Here is a 25638-nt window from a genome sequence, read left to right on the forward strand (position 1 = left end):
TTGCGGGACTAAAAGCAACTTCAGAATCGTTAAACAGTTTGTTTTAGAACGCTATACTGTTGGTTTAAGCGTAACGCAGAGATTACTTCGTTACCAGAGCGCACAAGATTGTCAGGAAAATGAATAAACTCAAGGCTTCCCACTCTATTAGTGACCGTATTCAGGCGCTACGTGCCGTGATGCAGCAGGCAGCTGTGCAGGCATGTTTTATTCCTTCTGCCGATCCCCATCTATCTGAATATTTGCCAGAACACTGGCAAGCGCGAGCGTGGCTGAGCGGTTTTGGTGGCTCAGCAGGTAGTTTGCTGGTCACGCAGGATTTTGCAGGCCTTTGGACGGATAGTCGTTACTGGGTGCAAGCCGAGAGTGATCTACGTGACTCAGGCATAGCATTGATGCGTCAAGGTGATACAGGTGTGCTGGATCCCCTGCCTTGGGTGGAAGCGCACTTGGCAGAAGGTGACGTTGTTGCTATAGATGGCAATGTGTTGTCCATGCAGAGCTTTGAAAGCTGGAGCCGTATTCATGACAGCGGTTTGAGCCTAGAGACTTCGCTGGATTTGCCGGGTCAGATTTGGGCTGAACGTCCAATTTTGCCTCATGCGCCCGTGTATGAGCATGCGTTGGAGTACGCTATTGAGTCGCGTACCCAGAAGTTGCAGCAAGTGCGTGAGCAGATGCAGGCATTAGCGGTAGAGGGACATTTAATCTCCAGCCTAGATGACATCGCGTGGTTGCTGAATTTGCGCGGTGGTGATGTGCCGTATAACCCCGTGTTTTTAGCACATTTCTGGCTAGATGCTGACCGTGCTATTTTGTATGTGGCTGCGGGCAAAGTGCCGCCAGAGCTAGTCAAAGCATTACGAGCAGATGGTGTTGAACTGCGTGATTACACCCAAGTGGCTGATGATCTTGCTCATTTGCCAGACGACATTGCTATCTTGGTAGACCCTCAGCGCGTCACGGTAGGTACGTTGTTGGCTGCACCGCAAGCCCAGTGGCTGCAAGCCCTGAACCCATCGCAAAGTTTGAAGGCCATTAAAGGCGAACAGGCGATTGCCCATATACGTGATGCCATGGAGCAAGACGGTGCGGCATTGTGCGAGTTTTTTGCATGGTTTGAGCGCACCGTGCGTGAGCGTCCCGTGTCAGAAATCGACGTGGATGTAGAACTCACCGCTAGACGTGCAGCGAAGCCCGGTTTTGTGAGCCCAAGCTTTGGCACTATTGCAGCCTTTGGCCCTAATGGTGCTATGCCTCATTACCAAGCTACAGAAAAAAGCTATGCATGGATACAAGGCAATGGTTTGTTGCTGATAGATTCTGGTGGCCAGTACTGGGGTGGTACAACAGACATCACTAGGGTGGTGCCGGTAGGGCAGATTAGCGCTGCAGAAAAACGGGATTTCACCCTGGTACTGAAAGGCATGATTCAGTTGTCTCAAGCTGTATTCCCTATAGGGGTTACAGGGCAACAACTGGATGTTTTAGCGCGATTGCCATTATGGCGTGAAGGTCTAGAGTTTGGACATGGAACAGGGCATGGTGTAGGCTATTTCCTGAACGTGCATGAAGGTCCACAATCCATTTCATGGCGTGGTAGGCCAGCCAAACCTGTAGCCATGCAGCAAGGTATGGTGACCTCGAATGAGCCTGGTTTGTATAGGGCAGGGCAGTGGGGGATTCGTATAGAAAACTTAGTGGTGGCGCAGCCTGCGCTTAGTACTGAGTTTGGCGATTTCCTACGCTTTGAGACCCTAACGCTATGCCCCATCGATACGCGTTGTATAGAACGTTCTTTATTAACGCAAGAGGAAGTGCAGTGGCTAAATACGTACCACGCTGAGGTACGTGAACGCCTGTCTCCGCTCTTGCAAGGCGAGGCTTTAGAGTGGCTGCAACAGCAGACGCAAGCCTTGTTGTAAAACAGGTGCAGCCGGGTCAGTTTGTTTCACCTGACCCATGGTTGCCGTTATAATCCAAATTTCCCGCTACTGCCTGATCTAACCCTCAGGCGTCTATCGAAATGACCACCAAATATGTATTTGTAACAGGGGGGGTAGTCTCCTCTCTGGGTAAAGGCATTGCAGCGGCATCACTGGCCGCGTTACTCGAATCTCGCGGTTTGCGTGTCACCATGCTCAAGCTGGATCCTTATATCAACGTGGACCCAGGCACCATGAGCCCTTTCCAGCACGGCGAAGTCTTCGTGACCGAAGATGGTGCGGAAACTGATCTGGACTTAGGACACTACGAACGATTCATCTCTACCAAAATGCGCAAGGTGAATAACTTCACCACCGGTAAGATCTATGAATCCGTTCTGCGTAAAGAGCGTCGTGGCGATTACTTGGGTAAAACCGTTCAGGTTATTCCTCATATCACCAATGAAATTCAAGACTTCATCATGCGTGGCGCCAAAGCGGCCTACAACGGTGAGGCCGATGTTGCGATTGTTGAAATTGGCGGCACTGTAGGGGATATTGAATCCTTGCCGTTCTTGGAAGCTGTGCGTCAGATGGGCTTGCGTCTGGGACGTAACCACACAGCATTGGTGCACCTGACTCTGGTGCCATTCATTCAATCCGCTGGCGAATTGAAAACCAAACCTACTCAGCATTCTGTACAGAAGCTGCGTGAAATTGGTTTGTTCCCTAACGCATTGTTGTGCCGTGCAGACCGTGAAATTCCGCCCGATGAGCGCGCGAAAATTTCCATGTTCTCCAACGTGCCATTGGATGCCGTGATTTCTGTATGGGATGCCACCTCCATCTACAAAATCCCAGCTATGTTGCACAAACAAGGCTTGGATCAGTTGGTATGTGATGCATTGTCAATTTCTCCACCACCAGCCGATTTGACCATGTGGGACAACTTGGTTGATGCGTTGGAGCACCCAGAGCACGAAATTACCATCGGTATGGTAGGTAAGTATGTTGAGCTGACAGAGTCCTACAAATCGCTAAGCGAAGCGTTGATTCACGCCGGTATTCACACACGTACCAAAGTTAAAATTCAGTACATCGATTCCGAAGACATCGAGCGTGATGGCACAGCCTGCTTGGAAGGCCTGAGCGCCATTCTGGTGCCTGGTGGTTTTGGTAAGCGTGGTACAGAAGGCAAAATTACCGCTATTCGTTATGCCCGTGAAAACAAGGTGCCTTACTTGGGTATTTGTTTGGGTATGCAATTGGCGGTGATTGAGTTTGCTCGTCATGTGGCTGGTTTGGGTGGTGCGAACAGTACAGAGTTCGATCCTTCTGCAGCGCACCCAGTAGTGGCATTGATCACCGAATGGCAAGATCGCGATGGCAAGGTAGAGCACCGTAGTCAAGAAGACGACTTGGGCGGCACCATGCGTAAAGGCGCACAACGTTGCCCAGTTAAAGAGGGTACTCGTGCTGCTAGCATCTATGGCCCAGAGGTTAACGAGCGTCACCGTCACCGCTACGAAGTGAACAACGCTTATGTGCCTAGACTGGAAGAGGCTGGTTTGGTGATCAGCGCACGTACTCCTACTGAGAACTTGCCTGAAATCATGGAAATTCCGACTCATCCATGGTTCATGGGTGTGCAGTTCCACCCAGAGTTCACCTCTACACCACGTGATGGTCACCCGCTGTTCATCAGTTTTGTTAAGGCTGCTTTGGCAAATTCACGCTAAGGCGGTATGTGTCTGTTAGCTTGCATGGCGAGCTAACAGACGTCACTGGACTGAGTCTGGTGAGTCAAGTTTTGTTTATCAGGAGCTGCTATGGAATTATGTGGTTTTCAGGTTGGTCTCAATAGACCTTTCTTCCTGATCGCTGGTCCATGTGTGATTGAGTCACGCCAAATGGCGTTTGATACAGCCGGTGTGCTGAAAGAAATCACAGATGAATTGGGGATTCCATTCATTTATAAAAGTTCGTTTGATAAAGCGAACCGCAGCTCCGGAAGTTCGTTTCGTGGCCCAGGTATGCAAGAAGGTTTGCAGATTTTGGCGGATGTGCGTGCACACTACGGCGTGCCTGTACTGACCGATGTACACGATAAAGAGCAAGTGGATGATGTGGCAGCCATTGTGGATGTGCTGCAAACGCCTGCATTTTTGTGCCGCCAAACAGATTTCATTCAAGCCTGTGCAGCGACCTTAAAGCCGGTCAATATCAAAAAAGGCCAATTTCTGGCTCCGCATGACATGGTGCATGTGGTAGAAAAAGCGCGTGCGGCTGCCCGAGAAGTGGGTGGCGATGGCGACACCATCATGGTGTGCGAACGTGGGGCATCGTTTGGGTACAACAATCTGGTGTCTGACATGCGTTCGTTAGCGATCATGCGTGAAACAGAATGTCCGGTGGTATTTGATGCGACGCACTCGGTACAGTTACCGGGGGGGCAAGGCAGTAAATCAGGCGGACAAAGCGAATTTGTTCCGGTATTAGCACGCGCCGCAGTAGCGGTAGGTGTGTCTGGGTTGTTTATGGAAACACACCCAGACCCAAGCAAAGCGCTCTCTGATGGCCCTAATGCCGTGCCCCTACATTTGATGCCTGCATTGCTGCGCAGTCTTAAAGAGATTGATCAGATTGTGAAGCAGGAAGGTGGCTTGTTGGAAGCCAACTGGAAGTAACCAAGGAGACAGCATGGCAGCTTATATTATTGCCAATGTGGATGTAACTGATCCGGAGCAATACAAAGCCTACCAGCAGCTTTCTACACATGCGATGAAAACGCATAACGTGAAGTTGTTGGCACGAGGTGGGGAAACTCTGGCCTTGGAAGGCAATGCCCCCAAGCGTACAGTAATCATTGAGTTTGAAACGATGGAAGCTGCAGAAGCTTTCTATAACTCACCCGAATACTTGGCTGCTCGCCAAGCACGGGAAAACGTCGCACACATGACTATGTATGTGGTGCAAGGGGTATAACCATCCCACTATAAGATGAAAGAAACTGACTGAGTAGGTACTTTTAATACATACACACCATAAAGAGTTAGGTGGGTCAGGTACTTTATAATTCTTATACCAGCATGAACATTCTTGCCGGATTTGTGGCAATAGCAACAGATCCGGTTCGTTTTTATCAGCGTTATCGCTAACACCAAAGCAGGACTGTCAAAACATGAGTGCTATCGTAGATATTATCGGCCGTGAAATTCTGGATTCACGTGGCAACCCAACCGTTGAATGTGACGTATTACTAGAATCTGGTGCAATGGGGCGTGCCTCCGTACCTTCAGGCGCCTCTACCGGTGCGCGTGAAGCTCTGGAACTGCGCGATGGCGATGCTAGCCGTTATTTGGGTAAAGGCGTATTGCGCGCTGTTGAAAACCTGAATACAGAGATTTCTGAAGCGTTGATTGGTTTGGACGCACAAGAACAAACATTTATCGACCGTACTCTGATCGACTTGGACGGTACTGAAGATAAAAGCCGTTTAGGTGCTAACGCGATGTTGGCAGCTAGTATGGCTGTAGCACGTGCTGCTGCAGACGATTCAGGTTTGTCCTTGTACCGTTACTTCGGTGGTAGCGGCCCAATGCAAATGCCTGTGCCTATGATGAACGTAATCAACGGTGGTGCACACGCTAACAACACCTTGGATATGCAAGAGTTCATGATTCTGCCTATAGGTGCTCGTAGTTTCCGTGATGCATTGCGCATGGGTGCTGAAGTATTCCACGCACTGAAAAAAATCATCGACAAACAAGGTATGTCTACAGCGGTGGGTGACGAAGGTGGTTTTGCCCCTAACGTAGCTAACCATGAAGCAGCTATCCAAATGATTCTGCAAGCGATCAACGATGCGGGCTACGAAGCTGGCTCACAAATCGCTTTGGGTCTGGATTGCGCAAGCTCCGAATTCTTCCGCGATGGCAAATACCATCTGGCAGGCGAAGGTGGTGTATCGCTGACAGCACAAGAATTCGTTAACCTGCTGGAAAGCTGGTGCGATAAGTACCCCATCATCTCTATCGAAGATGGTATGGCTGAAGACGATTGGGAAGGTTGGAAAATTCTGACTAACCAACTGGGCAAAAAAGTACAGTTGGTGGGTGATGATCTGTTCGTGACCAACACCAAAATCCTGAAAGAAGGTATTGATCTGGGTGTGGCAAACTCCATCCTGATCAAAATCAACCAAATCGGTACACTGACAGAAACTTTCGCCGCTATCGAAATGGCAAAACGTCATGGTTACACTGCGGTGATTTCCCACCGTTCCGGTGAAACCGAAGACTCCACCATTGCCGATATCGCTGTAGCGACTAACGCTATGCAGATCAAAACAGGCTCCTTGTCTCGTTCCGATCGTATGGCTAAGTACAACCAGTTGCTGCGTATCGAAGAAGAGCTGGCTGATGTAGCGTCCTACCCAGGCCGTAGCGCTTTCTATAACTTACGTTAAGCGCCACAAGGGGATGAGGTACACTCTCATTCCCCTTATAGGAAACACCCATGCGCCTGCTTCTGCTTATTCTGATTGTGCTGAACCTCGTTACGCAATATGCGTTGTGGTTTGGTAAGAGTGGCTGGGAGCGGGTGCATGATATGCAGGCCAGACTAGAAGAACAGCAAGAAATTAATGCTGCACTACAAGCGCGTAACAATGCGCTATTGGCTGAAGTCCAAGATCTTAAAAGTGGTACGCAAGCGATTGAAGAGCGTGCTAGATCAGAGTTGGGTTTGCTGCACAATAATGAAATCTATGTGCAAATCCTGCCGCCAGACAATACGCCTTAATAGCAGCACGTAGCTCCTTTACAGGCCGTTTCTTCTGACAGTAAATCACCGGATTCCGTGGGCTCGGAAGGCGTAAGCGTGGGCTCATCTATGATGGGTTCAGGTGATGAGGGTGTAGAGGGAGGTGTTTCTGTTCCTGTTCCTTTTTCCGGTGTGTGCGGGGCGTTTTGGTGCTCACCAGACATAAAGCTGCGCGGCAGTTCTGGGTGCCATGCGAGCGAACCTATTGCTGTGCTACTGACACGCTGTATAGGGCTGTGCTCAGGCAGCGGCCATTGTATGGGATGGCTTTGCATAGGTAGGCTGGCATGCAGACGTATAGGTACCAGTCCTTGCGCCTTACCTTGTTGCAGATAGGTGTTGGTATCCGTAGGCCACAGTAAACGCACCAGGGCGCGGCTAAATGCTAGGGACGGTTCATACCAGAAGATTAACTGTGTGTGCAGTGTGTTGGCGCCAAAGATGCTTTGCTGGGTATGGCGACCTTTGTTATTCAAGTGCTGTACTAGCTGATGCTGCGTATTGATGTGTTTATAGCCTGTGCTGCTGCGTCGCGTCAGGATTTTATCTTCGTGTTGAGAGAAGTCTTGATCGCTGGGGGATAGCTGCCAAAGCCGCCATACATCAAACCCATAACGCGATGAGAAGCGTTGGTAATAGTGTTGTTGGCGTTGTTCAGAACCCCACCACGCTGCAGCCGTACGATCAAACTGTTGCTGCATTGCTTTGGGTTGCAGATTAAGCGTAATGCCTGCTCTGTTGCTTTCTTGAAGGGCTAGCAGCAATACTTGGCGCAGCATCCACGCGCGAGTGGCGTCGTAGCCTACTACAAGCAGCGTGCAGATTACCGTTGCCATTAGCAGGAACTCTACGCTGCTGGCACCGGATTGTTTAGTAGCTGGGGGAAGTGGGGAAGACATAGCAGGAATAGTGAAATAGACAAAAGCCTATTCAGTATTCCTGCAAAGATCGCCGTTCAGTGAGGCGAGGGCAGGTTTTAGCCGTGGCTAATACTGCTTAGAAAAAGAAGCGGTCACACACCACGTATAACCACCATGCGCCAGTGAGGATAAGACTTAACAGTACAGCGGCACTGCCCAAATCTTTGGCTCTCCCCAGTAAAGGGTTGTGTTCTAGGCTGATGCTGTCTGCCAGAGCTTCTATAGCGCTGTTGATCAGTTCAACAATCAAGACGATGACAACGCAGGCACACAGTAGAAATACTTCGGTGATGTTGCGGCCCAGGAAAAACGCTGTGGGTAGCAAGATAATGGCTAAGAAAAGCTCTTGCCTAAAGGCGGCTTCATATTGGACGGCCGCGCGCAAGCCTTGTATGGAATACATAAAGGCTTTAAATACGCGTTGCATACCACCGCTACTTTTATAAGGAGAATTCATATTTAATGCAGGGTTTTATCGCCAGACTGTAGATTATCTGGATTATCAATGAAAAGGCTGGCGCAATCTACGGGATCAAACTGGTAGGGTTTGCCGCAGAAGTTGCAAGAGATCTCTACTACGTCGCGTTCTTGCAGTATATCTTCGACTTCTGCTTTGCCTAGCATGTGCAGCATGTTGGCGACTTTTTCTCTGGAGCAAGGGCAATGCCATTGTATGGACAAGCCTTCTAGTTCTAGTAATTCTTCTTCCCAGAACAATCTATGAATCAGAGTTTGTGGGTGTAAGTCGCGTAATTCTTCGGGTTGTATGGTGGCAGCCAAGTGCAGGGCACGTTCCCAGCTTTGTTCTACGTTGGCTTCCGCTGGCGTACCGCCTTGGCCAGGCAGTTTTTGTAGCAGCAAGCCTACTAAGCGATGGTCAGACGCATTTAACCAAATACGGGTGTCCAATTGCTCAGAGTGCAGCATGTAGTCTTCTAGAGCTTGGGCAATGTTTTCACCAGTCAACGGCACAATGCCCTGATAGGGTTGCATGTGCGGGTTGTGAGCGGATGGATCCAGCACTACAATGAAACGCCCTTGGCCTGTTTGGTTGATCAACTCTTGCATGGTGGCTTGATCAGCAATGACCGCATCCTCACGCAACGAGGCTGTGGCACGGATATTCAGGTCGGCCGTGCATTCAACAACGAGCAATGCTACGGGGCCATCCCCTTGAACTTGCAATACTAACGAGCCGTCGAACTTTAGGTTGCTGGCCAGCAAAATGGCAGCAGCAGTCAACTCACCAAGCAGAGTGCGTACAGCAGCAGGTAGGGTTTGATGCTCTAAGCCTGTTTGCCAGGCTTCTTCTACATAGACGGTTTGTACTCTGGTGCTACGGTCGGCAAATAGATATTTTTTTAACTCGTCGTTCATGAAAATGCTCAGAATGGGGTAAAGCAGTGAATACGTATGAGGTTAGGCTGTCTTGGCTTGTTGTTTGGTGATTCGAGCTTGCAGGTCTACCAAACGCGTACCGGCTAGGCGGTCATGCATGAAAAGCCCATCTTTGTCGAACCAGCTCCATACAAAAATACTGAAAGGAGCGGCAACAATAAGAAGATCCGTGGAGGCATAACCGGTTAGCGTGGACAAGTACTGTACAAGCAGTGCACAAGCCAAAGGGATGGGCCACATCAAGAGGTAGCGTAGCAGCAACTGCACATAGCCAGGTTTGGTACCTTGTTTGGTTTCCAGCCTGATATACCAAGTCTTCATGGGGAGAGTCTGGCCCGCACGACGCCATGCCAACATGAAATAGAGGCCAATAGCGAGAAATATGAGGAATTGCCGACTATGCCGCAAATACAGAGCGTGATAGCTTTTGGTCGCGTAGTCAAAAATTAAGCCAACCAAAAAAACGATGCCGAAAAGCAAAATGCTTTCATACATCATGGAGGCAAAGAGGCGGCGACGGCTAGGAACAGGAAGCGAAACGGGTACTGCTGAGGAGGCCATTACACGGTGTAACCTAATAAGCGTAAAGACACTATTATCCCGCAAATATGGCACTAAAGGGAGTGTGGTGACAATAGCAATTTACTGTCACCCAAACATCCATGTTCTGATTACTTGAAGAAGAAACGGAACAGGTTTTTCAATGCCAACAATGGGCGAAAACGCATTTGCTCTGCCATTGCTTCGTTTAGCAGTTGGCGTTCCAGTTCGTCGGACATAGCAGCTTGAGCGTTGTAATGAGTCATGATAGTACTCACAGTTGGTTAAGGGTTAACCCTATTATAGGGTTAACCCTTAACTTCGCCAAGTCTTATGAAAGCAGTTGTTGTACAACCGCTATGCTTTGTTACCGATACCCGGCAGCGACCATTTCAAATGAGAACAAGCGACATTCCAGCGAGCCGTTATACAGGGGAATACGGCGTTTTGGCTTGAGGCGCATTTGGTTGGGCAGGGTGAGATCGCTGGTGATAACGTTGATATTCCAACCGGCGTAGTGTTGTTTCAACCAAGCGGACCAATCACGCCAGAAGGCTTCTTGGTTGCCTTCTAAACGCTCACCGTAAGGTGGGTTACTGATCAGCCAGCCTTCTTCGGCTATAGGCAGAGCTTCTAATGCGTTACCTACCTCGAAACGTACCGTGTCAGGGGTAAGGTGAGCGCGTTCTAAGTTGCGTTTGGCAGCATCAATGACGGCTGGATCTAGGTCGTAACCTACTAGCGGTGCTTCCAGCTTAGGGGCAATACGCGAGCGGGCATCTTCTTTGAGATCGCGCCACATACGGTCATCGTGTATGCGTAGGCGTTCAAAGTGGAAAGGACGCCAGATACCGGGAGGGGCTCCCAAGGCAATCCATGCAGCTTCAATTAAGATGGTACCGCTACCGCAGAATGGATCCATTAATGGGGCAGACGGGTCCCAGTCTGATAGTGCTAACAGGCCAGCGGCCAAGTTTTCACGTAAAGGCGCTTCACCTTTGTTGTGGCGCCAGCCACGTTTGAATAAGGACTCGCCACTGGTGTCCAAGTACAACGTAGCGCTGGTGGCATCTAAGAATAGATGTACTTTAGCGTCGGGGCGTACTGTATCAATGCTGGGGCGAGCGCCTTCGCGTTCACGTAAGCGGTCGCAAATCGCATCTTTGGTGCGCAGGTTGCAGAACTGCAAGCTTTGCATAGGGCTGCGAATGGCGGAGGTGTCTACACGTAAGGTGTCATCCGGGCCAAACCATTGCTCCCATGGTGTGGCATGGGCCAAAGCATAAATATCGTCTTCGTTATGTACAGGGGCTTTGGCCAGTTGTATCAAAATGCGTGTAGCGATACGGGAATACAAGTTGGCTTTTAGTACGCCTTGCCAGTCGGTGGTGAAATGACAGCCACCTTTACCCATTTTGGCATTCTCATAGCCCAATGCTTGCAATTCGGCTTCCAGTACTTCTTCCATGCCTTGTGGGCAAGGGGCAAACACAGGAAATTGTTGAGTGGTAGAGAAACCGGACTCAGGTTTGCGTCGGAAACTGCCGCCTGAGCGAGGAGCGTCATCGCGCGGGTGAGGGCGTCGAGTTGGGCGCTCATCATCATTGCGTGTACGTGCTGGGGCATCGTAAGCAGCTGATCGTCGTTGAGGGCGTTCTTCGTTGCGATCATTGCGGCTGAAGGATGCTCCCTCAGTAGGGCGACGACTGGGACGCTCAGAGCGATCTCGTTGTTCACCGGCTGCTGCGGGGCGGCGAGGACGGTCTGAACGGTCTCTGTCGCCTTGTGGGCCACTGTTAGAGCGGCCTGCTGGACGTTTGCTTGCTGCGGAGCGCGATGTTGGGCGTGTAGGCTCTTCTTGAGCAGGCGTATCCGCAGCTTGTTGACGCAGTCTGTTCAATGCCACTTTGGCGCGTGCGCCACTGCGCAGTTTTGGGGGCGCAGCGGGGTCTACGTCGGCCGTAGTGGTTTTCTTGAGTGACAGCGTTTTTTTAGGTTTGTCTTGTTCTGACATGTAGGAAGATCAAAAAGGTTTTAGTACAACGAGTATCAGCACCAGCAGCAGTAGCAGTACAGGAATTTCGTTGAACCAGCGGTAGTACACGTGCGAATGACGGTTAGTACCCGCTTGAAAGTGTTGCAACAGTCGTCCACACCAGACATGGTAAATAACTAGTATGGCGACTAACAGCAGCTTGGCATGAATCCAGCCTTGGCCGGTACCTATGCCGTAATACAGAAATAGTACAAGACCGGTGGCAATGGTTAGCACGGCCAGCGGGAACATGAAACGGTATAAGCGTTTAGCCATTCCCAGTAGCACGGTAGTGGCGGCCGGCTCTTGTGATTGTGCGAGGTTCACATAAATGCGAGGCAGATAAAACAGCCCTGCAAACCAGGACGTCACAAAAAGAATATGAAAAACTTTAGTCCAGAGCATTAACATGCGCGTTTAGCCACGAAGCTGGCCATCCCCCATTAGTACCCATTTTTGTGTGGTCAGGCCTTCTAAGCCTACAGGGCCGCGAGCATGCAAGCGGTTGGTGGAAATGCCAATTTCGGCGCCCAGACCATATTCAAAACCATCTGCAAAACAGGTAGGCAGATTCACATAAACCGAACTGGAATCTACTTCGCGTTGGAAGCGTCGTGCAGCGTGCAGATCTTCGGTGACGATGGATTCGGTGTGCTCGGAACTGTAGCGGTTGATGTGTTCCATGGCTTCATCTAGTGAATCCACAATGCGCACGGCCAAAATCGGTGCCAAGAATTCGGTTTCCCAGTCTTCTTCGGTGGCTGGAATGGCTTGGCTAATGAGGGCACAGGTGCGCTCGCAACCACGCAGCTCCACGCCTTTATCAGACAGGGCTTTAGCGATATCGGGTAATAGGGCAGGTGCTACATCACTGTGCACCAGTAAGGTTTCTGTAGTGCCGCAAATACCATAGCGATAGGTTTTGGCATTGATCACTATAGGCAGTGCTTTAGTAGGATCGGCTGCTTTATCTAAGTACAGATGGCAATTACCATCTAAGTGCTTGATCAAAGGTACTTTGGCTTCTTCGTTTAGGCGTTGAATCAGGCCTTTGCCGCCACGAGGAACGATTACGTCAATGTAATCGGTGAGGCGCACCATCATGCCTACCGCAGCACGGTCTGTGGTGTCTACCACTTGTACAGCGTCAGCGGGTAGACCAGCAACGTCTAGACCGTGGCGAATGATTTTCCCTAGGGCAACGTTGGAGTGAAAGGCTTCACTGCCGCCACGCAAGATAGTGGCGTTGCCTGATTTCAAACACAACGCAGCCGCATCTATAGTGACGTTGGGGCGTGATTCGTAAATGATGCCAATAACACCTAGTGGTACACGCATTTGGGCTACCTGCATACCATTAGGGCGTGTGGTGCTAGGGCCTACCGTGCCTACTGGGTCTGGCATGTCAGCAATTTGACGCAAGCCAGTAGCCATGATTTCCAAGGCGCGATCAGACAGCTTTAGGCGTTCCAGCATAGCGGGCTCTAAACCACGCTCTTGTGCTGCAGTAATATCCAAAGCATTAGCAGCTTGTAGTTGGGCTTTTTGCTCTTGGATGGCGTCGGCCATGCTGCGCAACGCTAAGGCTTTGGCGCTACCAGAAGCGCTGCGCATCAAACGGGCAGCGAGTCGGGCTTGTTGTCCCAATAGGTTCATGTGCTCTTGCAGAGTAGACTGCTGAGCGGAAGAGGTAGAGGTATGGGCAGACATAAACGTGTGATTCACTAAAGATTAGGCGGGTGCCTACTCGTTACTATATCGTAGTATGACAGTGAGCGTTAGGGGCGTGTGGCGCGTTGTCCAGCTAAGGCTATGCGTAGGGTGAGGCGGGCCATTTCTTCCCATGCATCATCCAGTAAATCAGCAGGAGCCAGCCCTTTAATCAGCCTGTCTATCTCGTGAGCGTGTTTCAATGCTTGTGGCCACGCTCGGGCCGGTGTGCGTTGTAAGGTTTGGCGCAACAGTTGTTCGCGGGGGCCAAAGACTCGGTTCGCACGCATGGCAGCAGAGACATCGCCGCCACTGGCTTGTAAAGCGGCTAGGCGTGCAAGTAAACGTATTTCATCACCTACAGCCCACAGCACTAAGGGTAGGGCTTCGCCTTCACCTTGCAAGCCACGCAAAATGGTCAGTGCGCGCTGTGCTTGGCCGGCAAGCATGGCGTCGCGTAAATCGAAAATGTTGTAGCGCGCAACGTTCAGTACAGCGGTTTGCACATTTTCTATACTGAGAGCGCCTTCTGGATATAACAGCCCCAATTTAGCGATTTCTTGGAAGGCCGCTAACAGGTTGCCCTCCACTTTCTCGGCCAGCCATTCCAGTGCTTCAGGCTCGGCGTGTTGCTGTTGGCGTTTTAAGCGTTGCTGTATCCAGTTTGGCAGTGCGCGACGCTCTACCAACGGAACATCTACCCATACGGCTTGGTTCGCCAGAGCTTGAGCCCATTTGCTGTTGCGGGTGGCGCGATCCAAGCGGGGGAGCTGCAAAATAAAGAGCGAGTCAGGTAGTTGTTGATTCGCTAACTGGGTGCTGAGTTCTTGTATGGCGTCGCCGCCAGCCTTACCGGGCTTGCCAGTGGGAATGCTGATTTCTATTAGCTGTTTGTCGCCAAACAAGGAAACAGTCTGTGTGGTGGCAAATACTGGAGCCCAGTCGCTGCGACCATCCATGTCAAAGCGGTGGCGTTCCACATAGCCTTGTTCGCGAGCTCGCGCACGGATGGTATCAGCACTTTCTACCTGTAGCAGGATTTCATCACCACAGAGTACAAAGCATTGCGCTAACGGCGTTGCAGACGCCTGCAGCAGTCGCTGCAAGCCATCAGCATCTAGCGTCTGCCCCATACTAGAACACCTCAGTAGTTGGGATGTTGTTCAGCAGAAGTTCTTCTGGTGGCAACTGTTGTGGCTGGTTAGGATCAGCCAGTAGTTCAGGTGCCAACGGTAAATCGTCCGGATTGCGGAAGCGTTCAGCCACATCGGGGGCCGTCAAACGACGTACCAGTCGGTCGATGAGTGATTGCTCCATGCTAGCAAACAACGTGGCGATCTCACCCTGTTTAGCCTGTACGGCATCAGGGTTGTACGGCATGTCACGTACGGTTTGCAAAATAGTGGGAGGAATAATCAAGTGGCCACTAGCATCGCTTAACTGATATTGCAGTCTAACGGTCAACTCGTATTCTTCCACTTGGCCTTTAGGATCCAGCGCCAGTTCACGAGTGAGGCGTTGGTTGCTTAACTGAATCAGTTGAGCTTGTGCTTGGGCTGGGTCGTTAACGAACTGCAAACCGGGGGTATTGGCTTGCAGTACACGTCTAAGCTGAGAGCCGAACGCTGAGTTTTCAGGGATGTTGGTATACATCACTTGAAACGGTAGCGGTGTCGCGCCTTTCAGCTTAAAACCACATGCGCTAAGCAGCATGACCGCCATTAAGCAAACCCCCACCCAGAGGACGCGTTGTCTGGCAGAAAAGAACGACATGGAGTGAAGGTTTGCCATGAGGGTTATCCTACAACGTTGACCATACGACCAGGCACCACAATGATGCGCTTGGGCTCACGGCCTTCTAAGAACTTAGCAACAGCAGGATGTGCAGCAGCCAATTGTTCTATGTCTGTTTTGCTGGCGCCATTAGCAACAGTGATGTTGCCACGCAATTTGCCATTTACCTGCAATGGCAATTCGATTTCGTCAGCAATCAGTGCTTTTTCATCAACGGAAGGCCAAGCGGTATCCAGCAGGTCGCCGTGTTGGGCAGCGTAGCCCAGCTCATTCCAGAGTAACCAGCAAATGTGTGGCACAACGGGGTAGAGCACACGCAACAAGATAGAGGTGGTTTCAGCTAGAGCGCTGTGATCAGCAGCAGTGTTTTCCAGTGTGGCGTCTTCCAGCGTGTTCAGCATTTTCATGCAGCCGGAAACCACGGTATTGTATTGAATGCGCTGGTAATCGTATTCGATCTGTTTCAGCAGACCATGTACTTCTAAACGCAGTTTTTTCGCAGCAGAGCTAAGGCCAGCAGCGTCAACTGGTTGTTGCAACCCTGTACGCAAGTTGGCGTTGTGTTTGTGTACAAACGACCAAAGTCTGCGCAAGAAGCGGTTAGCACCGTCTACACCAGAGTCTGCCCACTCTAGCGTTTGCTCTGGAGGACTGGCAAACATCACAAACAAACGGGCTGTATCAGCACCCATGCTGTCAATCAGTGATTGTGGGTCTACACCGTTGTTTTTGGATTTGGACATGGTGCCAATGCCACCGTAATCCACAGCAGAGCCGTCAGATTTCAGTTTGGCACCAATCACGGCACCCTTGGCGTCGTGTACGTCTTCTACGTCTTCAGGCCAGAAATACTCAATACCGCCTTTTTCGGTGCGGCGAGAGTAAATATGGTTCAGAACCATCCCTTGGCACAGCAGCTTGGTAAAGGGCTCGTCAAAGTTGAGCATGCCCAAGTCACGCATGACTTTGGTCCAGAAACGTGCATACAGCAAGTGCAATACGGCGTGCTCAATACCACCGATGTACTGGTCCATTGGCATCCAGTAATCATTGCGAGCATCTACCATGGCATCAGGATTTTTAGCCGATGCATAGCGCATGAAATACCAGGAGGAATCCACGAAGGTATCCATGGTGTCGGTTTCGCGACGTGCTGGCTTGCCGCAGGATGGGCAAGCGCATTTCAGGAAGGCTTCGTCTTTGTTCAGCGGGTTGCCGCTACCATCAGGAATCAGGTGCTCAGGCAGTACGACGGGCAGATCTTTCTCTGGCACGGGTACGGGGCCGCAGGACTCACAATGAATGATAGGGATAGGTGTACCCCAGTAACGCTGACGGGAAATACCCCAGTCGCGCAGGCGGTAGGTGGTTTGTTTCTCACCCAAGCCTTTAGCATTCAAGTCAGCAGCAATTGCATCTACAGCAGCTTTATGATTTAAGCCATTGTATTTACCCGACTCAATGGTTTGGCCTTGTTGCTTGTCGCCATACCAGTCGTCCCATTGAGTGGTGCTGTATTCTTTGCCCTCTACGGCAATAACTTGCTTGATAGGCAGATCGTATTTCAGCGCAAAAGCAAAGTCGCGTTCGTCGTGAGCAGGTACGCCCATAACGGCGCCGTCGCCGTAGCTCATTAATACATAGTTACCCACCCAGATGGCGACTTGTTCGCCAGTTAATGGATGCGTAACAAACAGGCCTGTAGGCATACCTTCTTTTTCACGGTTGGCAATATCCACTTCGGATGTGCCACCCAGTTTGCATTGCTCAATAAAAGCAGTCAGATCTGGGTTGTTACGTGCGGCATGGCTAGCCAGCGGGTGCTCAGGAGCCACCGCGCAGAAGGTAACGCCCATGATGGTGTCAACGCGTGTAGTAAATACATACATGCGGCCATCTTGGATGAGTTTGCCATCGTCGCCTTTGATGTCGTGTGTGAACGCAAAGCGTACACCTTCACTCTTACCAATCCAGTTTTCTTGCATCAGACGTACACGCTCAGGCCAGCCTGGCAGTTTGTGTTGTACGTGATCCAGCAATTCTTCAGCGTAATCGGTGATGCGCAGGTAGTAGCCAGGGATCTCACGTTTTTCAACGGGAGCACCAGAGCGCCAGCCGCGACCATCAATAACTTGCTCGTTAGCCAGTACGGTTTGGTCTACAGGGTCCCAGTTCACTACCTGAGTTTTGCGGTAGGCAATGCCTTTTTCCAGCATTTTCAGGAATAGCCATTGGTTCCACTTGTAGTAGTCTGGGTCGCACGCACACATTTCGCGGGACCAGTCTATGGCCAAGCCCATGGACTGCATCTGCTTCTTCATGTAAGCGATGTTGTCGTATGTCCATTTTGCGGGCGGGACTTTGGATTTGATAGCCGCGTTTTCAGCGGGCATACCAAAAGCATCCCAGCCCATAGGCATTAGCACGTTATAGCCACGCATGCGTAGCTGGCGAGCCATTACGTCGTTGATGGTGTAGTTACGTACGTGGCCCATGTGTAGCTTACCGCTTGGGTAAGGTAGCATGGAGCACGCATAAAACTTGGGCTTTAGCGATCCATCAGCATTCGTGGCATGTTCACTGACACGGTATGCATCGCGTGATTGCCAGTTTTCCTGGGCGCGATGCTCGACTTCGGTGTGACTATAACGTTCCTGCATGTATATGACCAAAAAAATGGTGGGCAAACCCTCATTATATGCTGCATTATCAAGGTGGACAGGGGGAGCGACCAGATATGTGTGCTTTTGTTGTGCTAATACCCGGTAGACGCCCCCGTTAGCGGCTTAAGGTGCGGCGTGGCCAGCCACATAGTAGGCAGCAGAGCAGGCCGCATAGCAAAATGGTGTAGCCCAGCGCTTGATACCAACCTGTGAGTAATAAACCAAAGCCTATTAGTAGGTAATACATCAACCCGAATACCGCGCCGGCGCTACCTAGTTGCCCGGCATAGGCTGTGAGAGCTTGGCCCAAAACGTTAGGGATAGCCATGCCAAAGGCGATGACAACGACGGTCATAGGGGCTAAGAGCCACAACGACTGCTGTAATACGAGCACGCCAGCACCACCTATCGCAACTAAGAACGCGGCTAGAGCTTGTAGTTGGTTGCTGGTGTAATGGCGCTGCAAGAGTTGTCGATTTAGCCATGCTCCTAGGGCGGAGCCAGCAGCTAAGGCGGCACCACTGTATCCATACAGGGCAGCATCTAAGCCCGCGCGTTGAAACAAGAATGGGCCAATCGCGTAATAGCTAAGCAAAGCAATATTAAATGCAGCGACTAACAAGGCGGAGCGCCAAATGTTTAGGTCTATCAACATTGTGCGTAGCGTTTTATAAAACGAGACTTTGGCTTGATTTACAGGGCGGCTTTCAGCAAGTGATACGCCACTCCAACTGACAAGCACTATGGCTAAAGTCAGCAGGCTGATCATCACGCCGCTGTAACCGAACCAGCGTGTTAGTCCAGCGCCAGTAAATAAACCAATCGCGGGGCTAAGTGCTAATGCCATGCCTACCAATGAAAAAACCTTGGCCAGTTCAGGGCCTTTGTAATGGTCGCGCAAAATGGTTTGGCTAACGACTGAGCCAGCGGCAGCGCCTATGGCGGCGACGGCTTGTGTCAGCAATAGCTGAGTGAAAGAACTCACCATCAGAGCCGCGATTGTGGCGGCACTGTATAGCAGCAGGGCTGCCAGCATAGCTGGTCGGCGGCCAACTCTGTCACTCACGTAGCCCCACAGCATAACGCCGGCGGCAAAGGCTAGAAAATACACAGTCATGGCTTGTGAGGCGGCTTCTGCAGGCACATTAAAGGCTTTGCTGAAGTCGGTGAGGGCGGGGCTATATAGTGTTTGTGCCAGTTGTGGAAACATTAGCAACACAATCAATAGCGCAAGAGGGGCTTTGTTTGTGGTCATCATTTTTTGTGTAAATAAAAAGTAATGACCGTATTGTGAGTATTTTTTGTTTGTCCTATTATCGATTTAATGACAATTTATCAATGAAATAAGACAAATGGCCTGGTTGCAAGCGAATGACTATTTTGATGCGGATGCGCATAAGGCAGATGTGGTGGGTATAGCGGCCACGTTGGGTCAGCATGACTCGGGTGTGCATCAGCATGGACGTGGGCAGTTGCTCTATGCGCGTAAGGGTTGCATACGTATTACCTTGGAGGATCAAGTGTGTTTATTACCGCCATCGCGTGCGGCATGGATTCCTCCCTCAACAGCTCACCGAGCAGTGATGAAAGAGGTGGTGGATTACCGTTCGTTGTATTTCTCTAATGAGTTGAGCTACGCATTAGGCACAACGGTATGTGTGATAACGGTGAGTCCGTTATTAGCGGCGGTGCTTGAGCCTATGGCGCAGGCTGCTTTTGATCAAGATTGGTCAGAAGGGCGCTATGCGCACTTATTGGGCTTATGTTTGTATGAAATGCGTGAGGCGTCTAGGCAGCCTACATTATTGCCGTTGCCGCGCGATAGACGGTTGAAGATGCTTGTGGATCAACCGGAGCGTTTGCCACCCGAATTGCAGGAACTGGAACAGGAGGTTGGAGCGAGTGCAAGAACCATCAGCCGTATTTTCAGTAAAGAAACAGGTATGAATTATCAGCAGTGGCGGCAGCAGTGGCGAGTGGTGCGTGCTATAGAGCTATTGGCGATTGGTAAAAGCTACGGCTATACCGCAACAATGTTGGGTTTTCAGAGTGAAAGTGCCTTTGTAGCATTTTTTAAAGGGATGCTGGGCAGTACACCCAGAGAGTACCTTAAGGGGTAGCGGAAGCGATAGACGCAAAAAAAGCTCTGTGAAAACAGAGCTTTTTCGTGCCGTAGTAGCTCACGGATACGGGGTGAACCGTACCGAAACAGACTTATTTCAGTCGTGTTTCTTTGTACTCTACGTGTTTACGTACAACTGGATCAAACTTTTTGATCACCATTTTTTCTGGTGTATTACGTTTGTTTTTAGTTGTTGTGTAGAAGTGACCGGTACCCGCTGTGGATTCCAGTTTGATTTTCTCACGAATGCCTTTGGCCATTATGGGCTCCTTTTAATCAGTGCAGGCTAACGCTTAAACGCGTTCGCCACGAGCGCGCAAATCTGCCAATACAGCATCAATGCCGTTTTTGTCGATCAGACGAACAGCTTGAGTGGAGAGACGCAGACGAACCCAACGGTTTTCACTTTCAACCCAGAAACGACGGGATTGCAGGTTTGGAAGAAAACGACGTCTAGTTTTGTTGTTAGCGTGTGAAACATTGTTGCCCGACATTGGGCCTTTTCCGGTAACTCGGCATACGCGTGCCATGGTAATACCCCTTAAGAGTCTAATTCGGCTACCGCACCATAAGCCAGTCAAAAATAAGAGATGCTGAACTGTTAGTAACGCGGTTTAAGCACTTCAAAGCCCAAACAAAAACTGCAGGACTAATAAAATCGTTCTAAAGCAGAATATTCTAATATGAATAAAGCTGCTAAATCAAGTTTCCGGATTGAGTCTGTGAGCGATGCGGCTTGAAAGCCACGACAAAGAGGCACAACAGGCCAATACGCTCACCATAGGAAGCACATTGTCGCTATGCCAGACGCTCATGGACAAACCCGCTAATGCACCGCCCAACATTTGCAGTGTGCCCATGCAGGCCGAGGCAATGCCTAAGCGATGTCCTTGTTTGTTGAGGGCTAGTGCTGAGGCGTTGGGGTAAATGAACCCCAAGCTCGCCATAAAGCCCATCAAACAGAACATTAAGCTATACAAATTGATCCATCCCACTAGCGTGAGGGCAAGTGAAATAAAAATGAAGCCCACTAATGTGTTTTCAGCTGCCAACAACAACTGTGATGGTGTATAGCGGCTCAGTAACCGTGCGCTGAATTGCGATGCAATGATGAATGACAGCGCATTCAAGCCAAACAACAGGCCAAAGTAGGCGGGGTCTATATTCATCTGACTGATAAATACGCGCGCTGAGCCACTGATGTAGGCGAACATGCTTGCTGAGCCCAAGGCTGCAGCTAGACTGTAAAAGATAAAGCTACGATCACCTAGTAGCTCTACATAGGTGCGTGCGATGAATCCAGGGCGTAGAGGGTTGACTCGATCTGGTGTCAGGCTTTCTTTCAGGCTAACAATAGTCGCAATGCATAGGCAAAGGCTGGCAACACCCATCAGTACAAAAATTAATGACCAACTACCTAAACGTAGTAACTGCCCGCCAATAATAGGCGCCAAGATGGGCATGGCTCCCATCACTAGCATAATCATGGAGAGCGCCTTGGCGGCATCACGGGTTTCGAATTTGTCGCGAATAATAGCGCGTGGAATAGCCATACCGGCTGCGCCACCAAAGGCTTGAACAATGCGCCACATGCTGAGTTCTTCAATGGATGTGCTGAGTGCGCAGCCAAATGATGCTAGTGAGAACAGGGTAACCCCAAAAACTAAAGGGATTTTTCTGCCAAATCTATCGGCAACAGGGCCATAGATTAGTTGTGCACAGGCAATACCAATTAGATAGCTAGCAAGTGTGCGTTCTACATCGCCTTCCGTGGTGTTCAAGTCACGCGCAATAGACGGAAATGCGGGCAAATACATGTCAATGGCTAAGGGGCCAAGGGCAGTAAGCAATCCTAGTAGTATCAACCATTTAGGTATGTTTTTATTGAGGCTTGAACGAGAAGATGCTGCAGACATGTAGATAGGCTTGAGGAGGGTGAAAGAGACGTACACACCGAGGAAGGAGAGCACAAAAGCAGAGTTAGATGCTACAGTAATTCTGCATAGATGCTGCGGCCAAGTGTAGCACGAGGCTGTAGTGTTCGAGGCGCCATAGAGGTAGCAGGCGTAACGCATTCTTCAGTTAAAAACAGAACTTGGGAGGCGGGTTTGAGCTCTATTTCAGCGATGGTTGAGTCAAAACTGGCAAAGTTGCCAGTAGTGGTGAGTCTTACGTTGCCAGACGGCAGCAGAGTGGGGCCAGAAGACGCGCAGTTGGCTCTGCATGTAAAAGATATGGCCACTTTAGCGTTGTTATCAACGGGGCAAGTAGGTAGTCTGGGTGAGGCATATGTAGAAGGAACCTTTGATTTCAAAGGATCCATTCGTGATCTGATGATAGCCGCAGCGGCTATTTTGCCTGACACCCCTATTAATCAAGCCAAAGCTGGTGCATTTACAGGACTGATCAGTCGCTTACGTTCCATCTGGCGACATACGCTTGAGCGCGATGCCAAGCAGATACAGTTCCACTACGATTTATCCGATGATTTTTATGGGTTGTGGCTAGATCCACGGCGTGTGTATTCATGCGCCTACTATAAAGAGCAGGATTTCACGTTAGCGCAAGCACAAGAAGCAAAGCTAGATCATATTTGCCGAAAATTGAAATTACAGTCTGGTGAGCAATTTTTAGACGTGGGGGCAGGTTGGGGTGGTCTACTGCTGTGGGCAGCGGAGCATTACGATGTTGATGCCACGGGTATTACCCTATCCAAGAACCAGCATGCGTACGTAAACAAGTTGATAGAACAAAAAGGCTTGGGTGGTAGAGTGCGCATGGAGCTGTTGGACTACCGTAAGTTGGTAGGCACCAGAGAGTTCGACAAAATTGCGTCTGTAGGCATGTTTGAACACGTGGGCAGGGCGCAATTGGGCAGCTACTTTTCTACGTTGCGCAGCCTGTTGAAGCCCGGCGGCTTGATACTGAATCATGGTATTACCTCGGGTGGGGTAGAGCACGATCAGCTAGGTGCTGGTATGGGCGAGTTCATCGAGAAATACATCTTCCCCGGTGGTGAGCTGACCCACATTAGCTATGTGTTGCGTCATTTGGCCGAGGGTGGGTTAGAAGATCTAGATGTGGAAAACCTACGTCCGCATTACGCTCGAACATTGTGGGCGTGGAGTGATGCGCTAGAAGAGCAACTCAGCGAAGCCAGTACTATTTTGTCGGGTGAGCAGGGCTTGAAGTCATTGCGAGCATACCGTGTCTATTTAGCAGGATGTGCAATGGGGTTTGAGTACGGTTGGATTGCGCTGCATCAGGTGTTGGCACAACATACACCTACAGGGCGAGCAGATGAGTTGGATAATCCCGCTGACTTGGCTTACCCATGGCGTAGAGACTACATCTACAAGTAATGCGTCTTTTTCTCCACTACTACCTGTGGTGGAAGCGCTTGAAGGATAGAGTAAGAAAAGTGCGTTAAAAAGCCCCTGTTTGGTTATCCAAATAGGGGCTTTTATTTACTTACCAGATTTTAGAAGCGAGTGGTTAGACCAACAAAGTAGACGCGGTCGCCGTTGTCGTAGTTGTTGTCACCTTCTAACGTGCTCTTACCGGTTAGGTTCAGCACACCAGCGCGTAAAGTCAGGTCTTTGCTGACGTTGTAGTGCGTGGTCCAGTCGTAAGTGGTGTAGCCACCCGCGAAAGTTGGGCCACCACGAGCACCTGGGGCAGGCATGGTTAACTGCTTACCAATGTATTGAGCGCTGAAGTTGGTAGACCATTTGTCCGTGATGCGCCAATTGATATTGGAGTTCACGGTCATTTTAGGTACTACCAACAAGTCGTTGCCTGTGGTCAGGTTCTTGGACTCGAACATGCGTGTCAGGTTGGTGTTCCAGCTCAAGTTAGGCAGGATAGGCATTCTGACGCTGGCTTCCAAACCACGTGTTCTGGCTTTTTGTGCATTTTCCATGCGAGTTAGCCAGTAGCCATTGATGTAGCCCAGCGGCTGGTAATCAATTTTGTTTTTGAAGTCGGTATGGAAGTACGTTGCTTCAGCGGCCCAACCTTCGTAGTCGTAGCCAATGTTCAGCTCATAGTTGGTGCTGGTTTCGGGTGACAGGTTGGCATTACCAATCATGTAGCAACCGCGGGATCCATCAGCGTTGGTGCTGCTGGAGTTCCAGCCCATACCGGCTAAGCCTCGGCAACCGTTACCACCAGATTGCGTGGCGGCATTCGGAGAGCTTTCTTTCAGGTTGGGGGCGCGGAAGCCTCGGGATACACCACCTTTAACAGTCCAGTTGGAGGTTGGGTGATACACCAGATAACCACGAGGAGACCAGTGCGAGCCGAACTTGGAGTCATGGTCTAGACGTAAGCCCATGGTCATAGTCAGGTTATCTAACAAGTACGATTGGCTTTCAGCAAAGGCAGACCAGTTGTTACGATTGAGTTTTGATGAGCTATTTGTGACTACACCGCTAGAACCACCAATAGTATCGGCGTTATCTAACTCTTCGCGTTTCCACTGGAAGCCAGTAGTGAGTAGGCCATCTACGCCTAGCGTGTAGGGAATATCCACGCTGCCATCAAAAACAGTTTCGCTGGAGTTGCTGCCTACCGAGCTACCTTTGTTTTCGTATTTATTGTGATAGAGGTTCAGTTTGGACGAGTACTGACCATAGGTGCCGTTGTGACTCAAGCCGTAGTAAGTGTGTACCAGTTTGGATGAGCCCCATGCGCTCACTACGGGGTTGCCATTGGCATTGGTTTCGGAGGAAGCCAGTGAGCGCTGTACGCCTTGTGCTGCTTCAACAGAGATGGACTGGTTTGCAGTGATATCCCAGTTCAACAATACGTTGGCGTTTTGTTTACGGCTACCAGAAGAACCGCCTGCCAGATCATCGGCCGAACGACGAGACACACTACCGCCCACACGTAGGCCCAGATTTTCACTAATAGGGCCGCTTAAGTTCATGCCCAGTTTGAACTCATCGCCACGTTTGGAACTGTCGGGTTTGCTGTAGTCGCTAGAAGCACTACCGCTCCATACTTTAGAGGTTTTTCTGGTAATGATATTGATCACACCACCCATCGCATCTGAACCGTATAGCGATGACATAGGGCCACGCACCACTTCGATGCGCTCAATCATTTCGGGGGTGATCCAGTCTATGTCTTGCTGGCCTAAGTCAGGACGATAGTTGGTATGGGCAGAAGAGCCTTGGCGTTTACCATCAACCAGAATCAAGGTGTAGGCCTCAGGCAGACCACGCAATTTGATCTTGGATTGTGCGCCAGTAGAGGCATAGCCGCCAGTCACGCCGGGTAGGGTGCTCAGTATTTCAGCGAGTGACGAAACAGGCTTGCGCTCGATTTCCTCGCGGGTAATCACGCTGATGCTAGCCGGCGCATCTTTGATATCAACGTCGGTACCTGTGGCTGTCACCACAATGTTGTTCAACTGGCTGACGGTTGCTTCCTGCTTAGTCTCCTCGGTTTCTGCTGTCACTGTTTGGGCATAGAGCTGAGTGGTGCTTAATGCAGTGGCCCCCAATAGGGCGAAACGAAGCAGTTGCCTCACGGTGTTGGGTGTGAGGGCAAGGGTAGGGTGTGACATTTGATTAACTTCCCTGTTGATAGATTTCTGTATTAATTTGTGACACAGATTCTATTAACATGAAAATACAAATGCAAATCGTTTTCATTCAGAGTTGTTTTTTATCTCCTTTGAAGAAAGAGGGGTATCGTAGCT

Annotated in this window: 24 protein-coding genes; 8 read left to right on the forward strand and 16 right to left on the reverse strand. The window is 50.3% G+C overall.

Translation table 11 applies throughout. The annotated features are described in order from the left end of the window. The first annotated feature begins 119 nt into the window (after positions 1 to 119). From ACLO87_RS04790 to ftsB, 6 genes are all read left to right on the forward strand, one after another. Positions 120 to 1925 carry an aminopeptidase P family protein gene (locus ACLO87_RS04790; RefSeq protein ID WP_430222917.1) on the forward strand — a complete coding sequence of 602 codons (1806 nt, stop codon included), beginning with the start codon at positions 120 to 122 and terminating at the stop codon, positions 1923 to 1925. 101 nt (positions 1926 to 2026) lie between these two features. Next, positions 2027 to 3664, forward strand: a complete 1638-nt coding sequence (locus tag ACLO87_RS04795) for a CTP synthase (RefSeq protein ID WP_135862890.1) — start codon at positions 2027 to 2029, stop codon at positions 3662 to 3664. Between the two features lie 90 nt (positions 3665 to 3754). Next, the gene (gene kdsA, locus ACLO87_RS04800; protein ID WP_135862891.1) at positions 3755 to 4612 is read left to right on the forward strand and encodes a 3-deoxy-8-phosphooctulonate synthase; all 858 of its coding nucleotides are present in this window, start codon (positions 3755 to 3757) and stop codon (positions 4610 to 4612) included. A gap of 13 nt (positions 4613 to 4625) precedes the next feature. Then, positions 4626 to 4910 (forward strand): DUF1330 domain-containing protein, encoded by a 285-nt coding sequence (locus ACLO87_RS04805; protein ID WP_430222918.1) that lies wholly within the window; start codon positions 4626 to 4628, stop codon positions 4908 to 4910. A gap of 196 nt (positions 4911 to 5106) precedes the next feature. Continuing rightward, entirely contained in the window at positions 5107 to 6393 is a 1287-nt protein-coding gene (gene eno, locus ACLO87_RS04810; RefSeq protein ID WP_135862895.1) for a phosphopyruvate hydratase, read from the forward strand. Between the two features lie 50 nt (positions 6394 to 6443). Beyond that, positions 6444 to 6728, forward strand: a complete 285-nt coding sequence (gene ftsB / locus ACLO87_RS04815; RefSeq protein WP_430220434.1) for a cell division protein FtsB — start codon at positions 6444 to 6446, stop codon at positions 6726 to 6728. Here ftsB and ACLO87_RS04820 read toward each other — a convergent pair. From ACLO87_RS04820 to ACLO87_RS04875, 12 genes are all read right to left on the reverse strand, one after another. Continuing rightward, positions 6725 to 7648 (reverse strand): TadE/TadG family type IV pilus assembly protein, encoded by a 924-nt coding sequence (locus ACLO87_RS04820; protein WP_430222919.1) that lies wholly within the window; start codon positions 7646 to 7648, stop codon positions 6725 to 6727. The two genes, ftsB and ACLO87_RS04820, sit on opposite strands and share 4 nt — an antisense overlap. A 97-nt stretch (positions 7649 to 7745) precedes the next feature. After that, on the reverse strand, positions 7746 to 8126 hold the full coding sequence (locus ACLO87_RS04825; protein WP_135862901.1) for a diacylglycerol kinase: 381 nt from the start codon (positions 8124 to 8126) through the stop codon (positions 7746 to 7748). Between the two features lie 2 nt (positions 8127 to 8128). Beyond that, positions 8129 to 9046, reverse strand: a complete 918-nt coding sequence (gene hslO, locus ACLO87_RS04830) for an Hsp33 family molecular chaperone HslO (protein ID WP_135862903.1) — start codon at positions 9044 to 9046, stop codon at positions 8129 to 8131. Between the two features lie 42 nt (positions 9047 to 9088). Then, on the reverse strand, positions 9089 to 9628 hold the full coding sequence (locus tag ACLO87_RS04835) for an RDD family protein (protein ID WP_430222920.1): 540 nt from the start codon (positions 9626 to 9628) through the stop codon (positions 9089 to 9091). 110 nt (positions 9629 to 9738) lie between these two features. Beyond that, positions 9739 to 9873, reverse strand: a complete 135-nt coding sequence (locus tag ACLO87_RS04840) for a hypothetical protein (RefSeq protein ID WP_278249020.1) — start codon at positions 9871 to 9873, stop codon at positions 9739 to 9741. Between the two features lie 101 nt (positions 9874 to 9974). Continuing rightward, entirely contained in the window at positions 9975 to 11621 is a 1647-nt protein-coding gene (locus ACLO87_RS04845; RefSeq protein ID WP_430222921.1) for a THUMP domain-containing class I SAM-dependent RNA methyltransferase, read from the reverse strand. A gap of 9 nt (positions 11622 to 11630) precedes the next feature. Continuing rightward, positions 11631 to 12047 carry a CopD family protein gene (locus tag ACLO87_RS04850; RefSeq protein ID WP_430222922.1) on the reverse strand — a complete coding sequence of 139 codons (417 nt, stop codon included), beginning with the start codon at positions 12045 to 12047 and terminating at the stop codon, positions 11631 to 11633. A gap of 12 nt (positions 12048 to 12059) precedes the next feature. After that, positions 12060 to 13298 (reverse strand): glutamate-5-semialdehyde dehydrogenase, encoded by a 1239-nt coding sequence (locus ACLO87_RS04855; RefSeq protein ID WP_430223723.1) that lies wholly within the window; start codon positions 13296 to 13298, stop codon positions 12060 to 12062. Positions 13299 to 13420: 122 nt separating this feature from the next. Then, positions 13421 to 14485 (reverse strand): DNA polymerase III subunit delta, encoded by a 1065-nt coding sequence (gene holA / locus ACLO87_RS04860; protein ID WP_430222923.1) that lies wholly within the window; start codon positions 14483 to 14485, stop codon positions 13421 to 13423. Position 14486: 1 nt separating this feature from the next. Beyond that, positions 14487 to 15143 (reverse strand): LPS-assembly lipoprotein LptE, encoded by a 657-nt coding sequence (locus ACLO87_RS04865; RefSeq protein ID WP_135865102.1) that lies wholly within the window; start codon positions 15141 to 15143, stop codon positions 14487 to 14489. A 5-nt stretch (positions 15144 to 15148) separates the two neighbouring features. Next, positions 15149 to 17806 carry a leucine--tRNA ligase gene (leuS, locus tag ACLO87_RS04870; RefSeq protein ID WP_430222924.1) on the reverse strand — a complete coding sequence of 886 codons (2658 nt, stop codon included), beginning with the start codon at positions 17804 to 17806 and terminating at the stop codon, positions 15149 to 15151. A 118-nt stretch (positions 17807 to 17924) separates the two neighbouring features. Further along, positions 17925 to 19064, reverse strand: a complete 1140-nt coding sequence (locus ACLO87_RS04875) for an MFS transporter (RefSeq protein WP_135865108.1) — start codon at positions 19062 to 19064, stop codon at positions 17925 to 17927. Between the two features lie 97 nt (positions 19065 to 19161). Between ACLO87_RS04875 and ACLO87_RS04880 the strand changes: the two genes are divergently transcribed. After that, on the forward strand, positions 19162 to 19929 hold the full coding sequence (locus ACLO87_RS04880) for an AraC family transcriptional regulator (protein ID WP_135865099.1): 768 nt from the start codon (positions 19162 to 19164) through the stop codon (positions 19927 to 19929). Positions 19930 to 20023: 94 nt separating this feature from the next. On the opposite strand, the gene rpmG is transcribed toward ACLO87_RS04880, so the two are convergent. The 3 genes from rpmG to ACLO87_RS04895 all read right to left on the reverse strand — a co-directional run bounded on the left by rpmG (position 20024) and on the right by ACLO87_RS04895 (position 21847). Beyond that, a complete protein-coding gene (gene rpmG / locus ACLO87_RS04885) occupies positions 20024 to 20191 on the reverse strand; it encodes a 50S ribosomal protein L33 (RefSeq protein ID WP_135865097.1) in 168 nt (55 codons plus the stop codon). A 33-nt stretch (positions 20192 to 20224) separates the two neighbouring features. Then, on the reverse strand, positions 20225 to 20461 hold the full coding sequence (gene rpmB / locus ACLO87_RS04890; protein ID WP_135865095.1) for a 50S ribosomal protein L28: 237 nt from the start codon (positions 20459 to 20461) through the stop codon (positions 20225 to 20227). 171 nt (positions 20462 to 20632) lie between these two features. Then, positions 20633 to 21847, reverse strand: a complete 1215-nt coding sequence (locus ACLO87_RS04895; RefSeq protein ID WP_430222925.1) for a multidrug effflux MFS transporter — start codon at positions 21845 to 21847, stop codon at positions 20633 to 20635. A 192-nt stretch (positions 21848 to 22039) separates the two neighbouring features. Between ACLO87_RS04895 and ACLO87_RS04900 the strand changes: the two genes are divergently transcribed. Further along, on the forward strand, positions 22040 to 23293 hold the full coding sequence (locus ACLO87_RS04900) for a class I SAM-dependent methyltransferase (RefSeq protein ID WP_430222926.1): 1254 nt from the start codon (positions 22040 to 22042) through the stop codon (positions 23291 to 23293). Between the two features lie 119 nt (positions 23294 to 23412). On the opposite strand, the gene ACLO87_RS04905 is transcribed toward ACLO87_RS04900, so the two are convergent. Beyond that, a complete protein-coding gene (locus ACLO87_RS04905) occupies positions 23413 to 25503 on the reverse strand; it encodes a TonB-dependent receptor domain-containing protein (RefSeq protein ID WP_430222927.1) in 2091 nt (696 codons plus the stop codon). Positions 25504 to 25638: the final 135 nt, after the last annotated feature.

It is taken from the genome of Paenalcaligenes sp. Me52 (genome assembly GCF_050487965.1).
Classification (GTDB): Bacteria; Pseudomonadota; Gammaproteobacteria; order Burkholderiales; family Burkholderiaceae_B; genus Paenalcaligenes.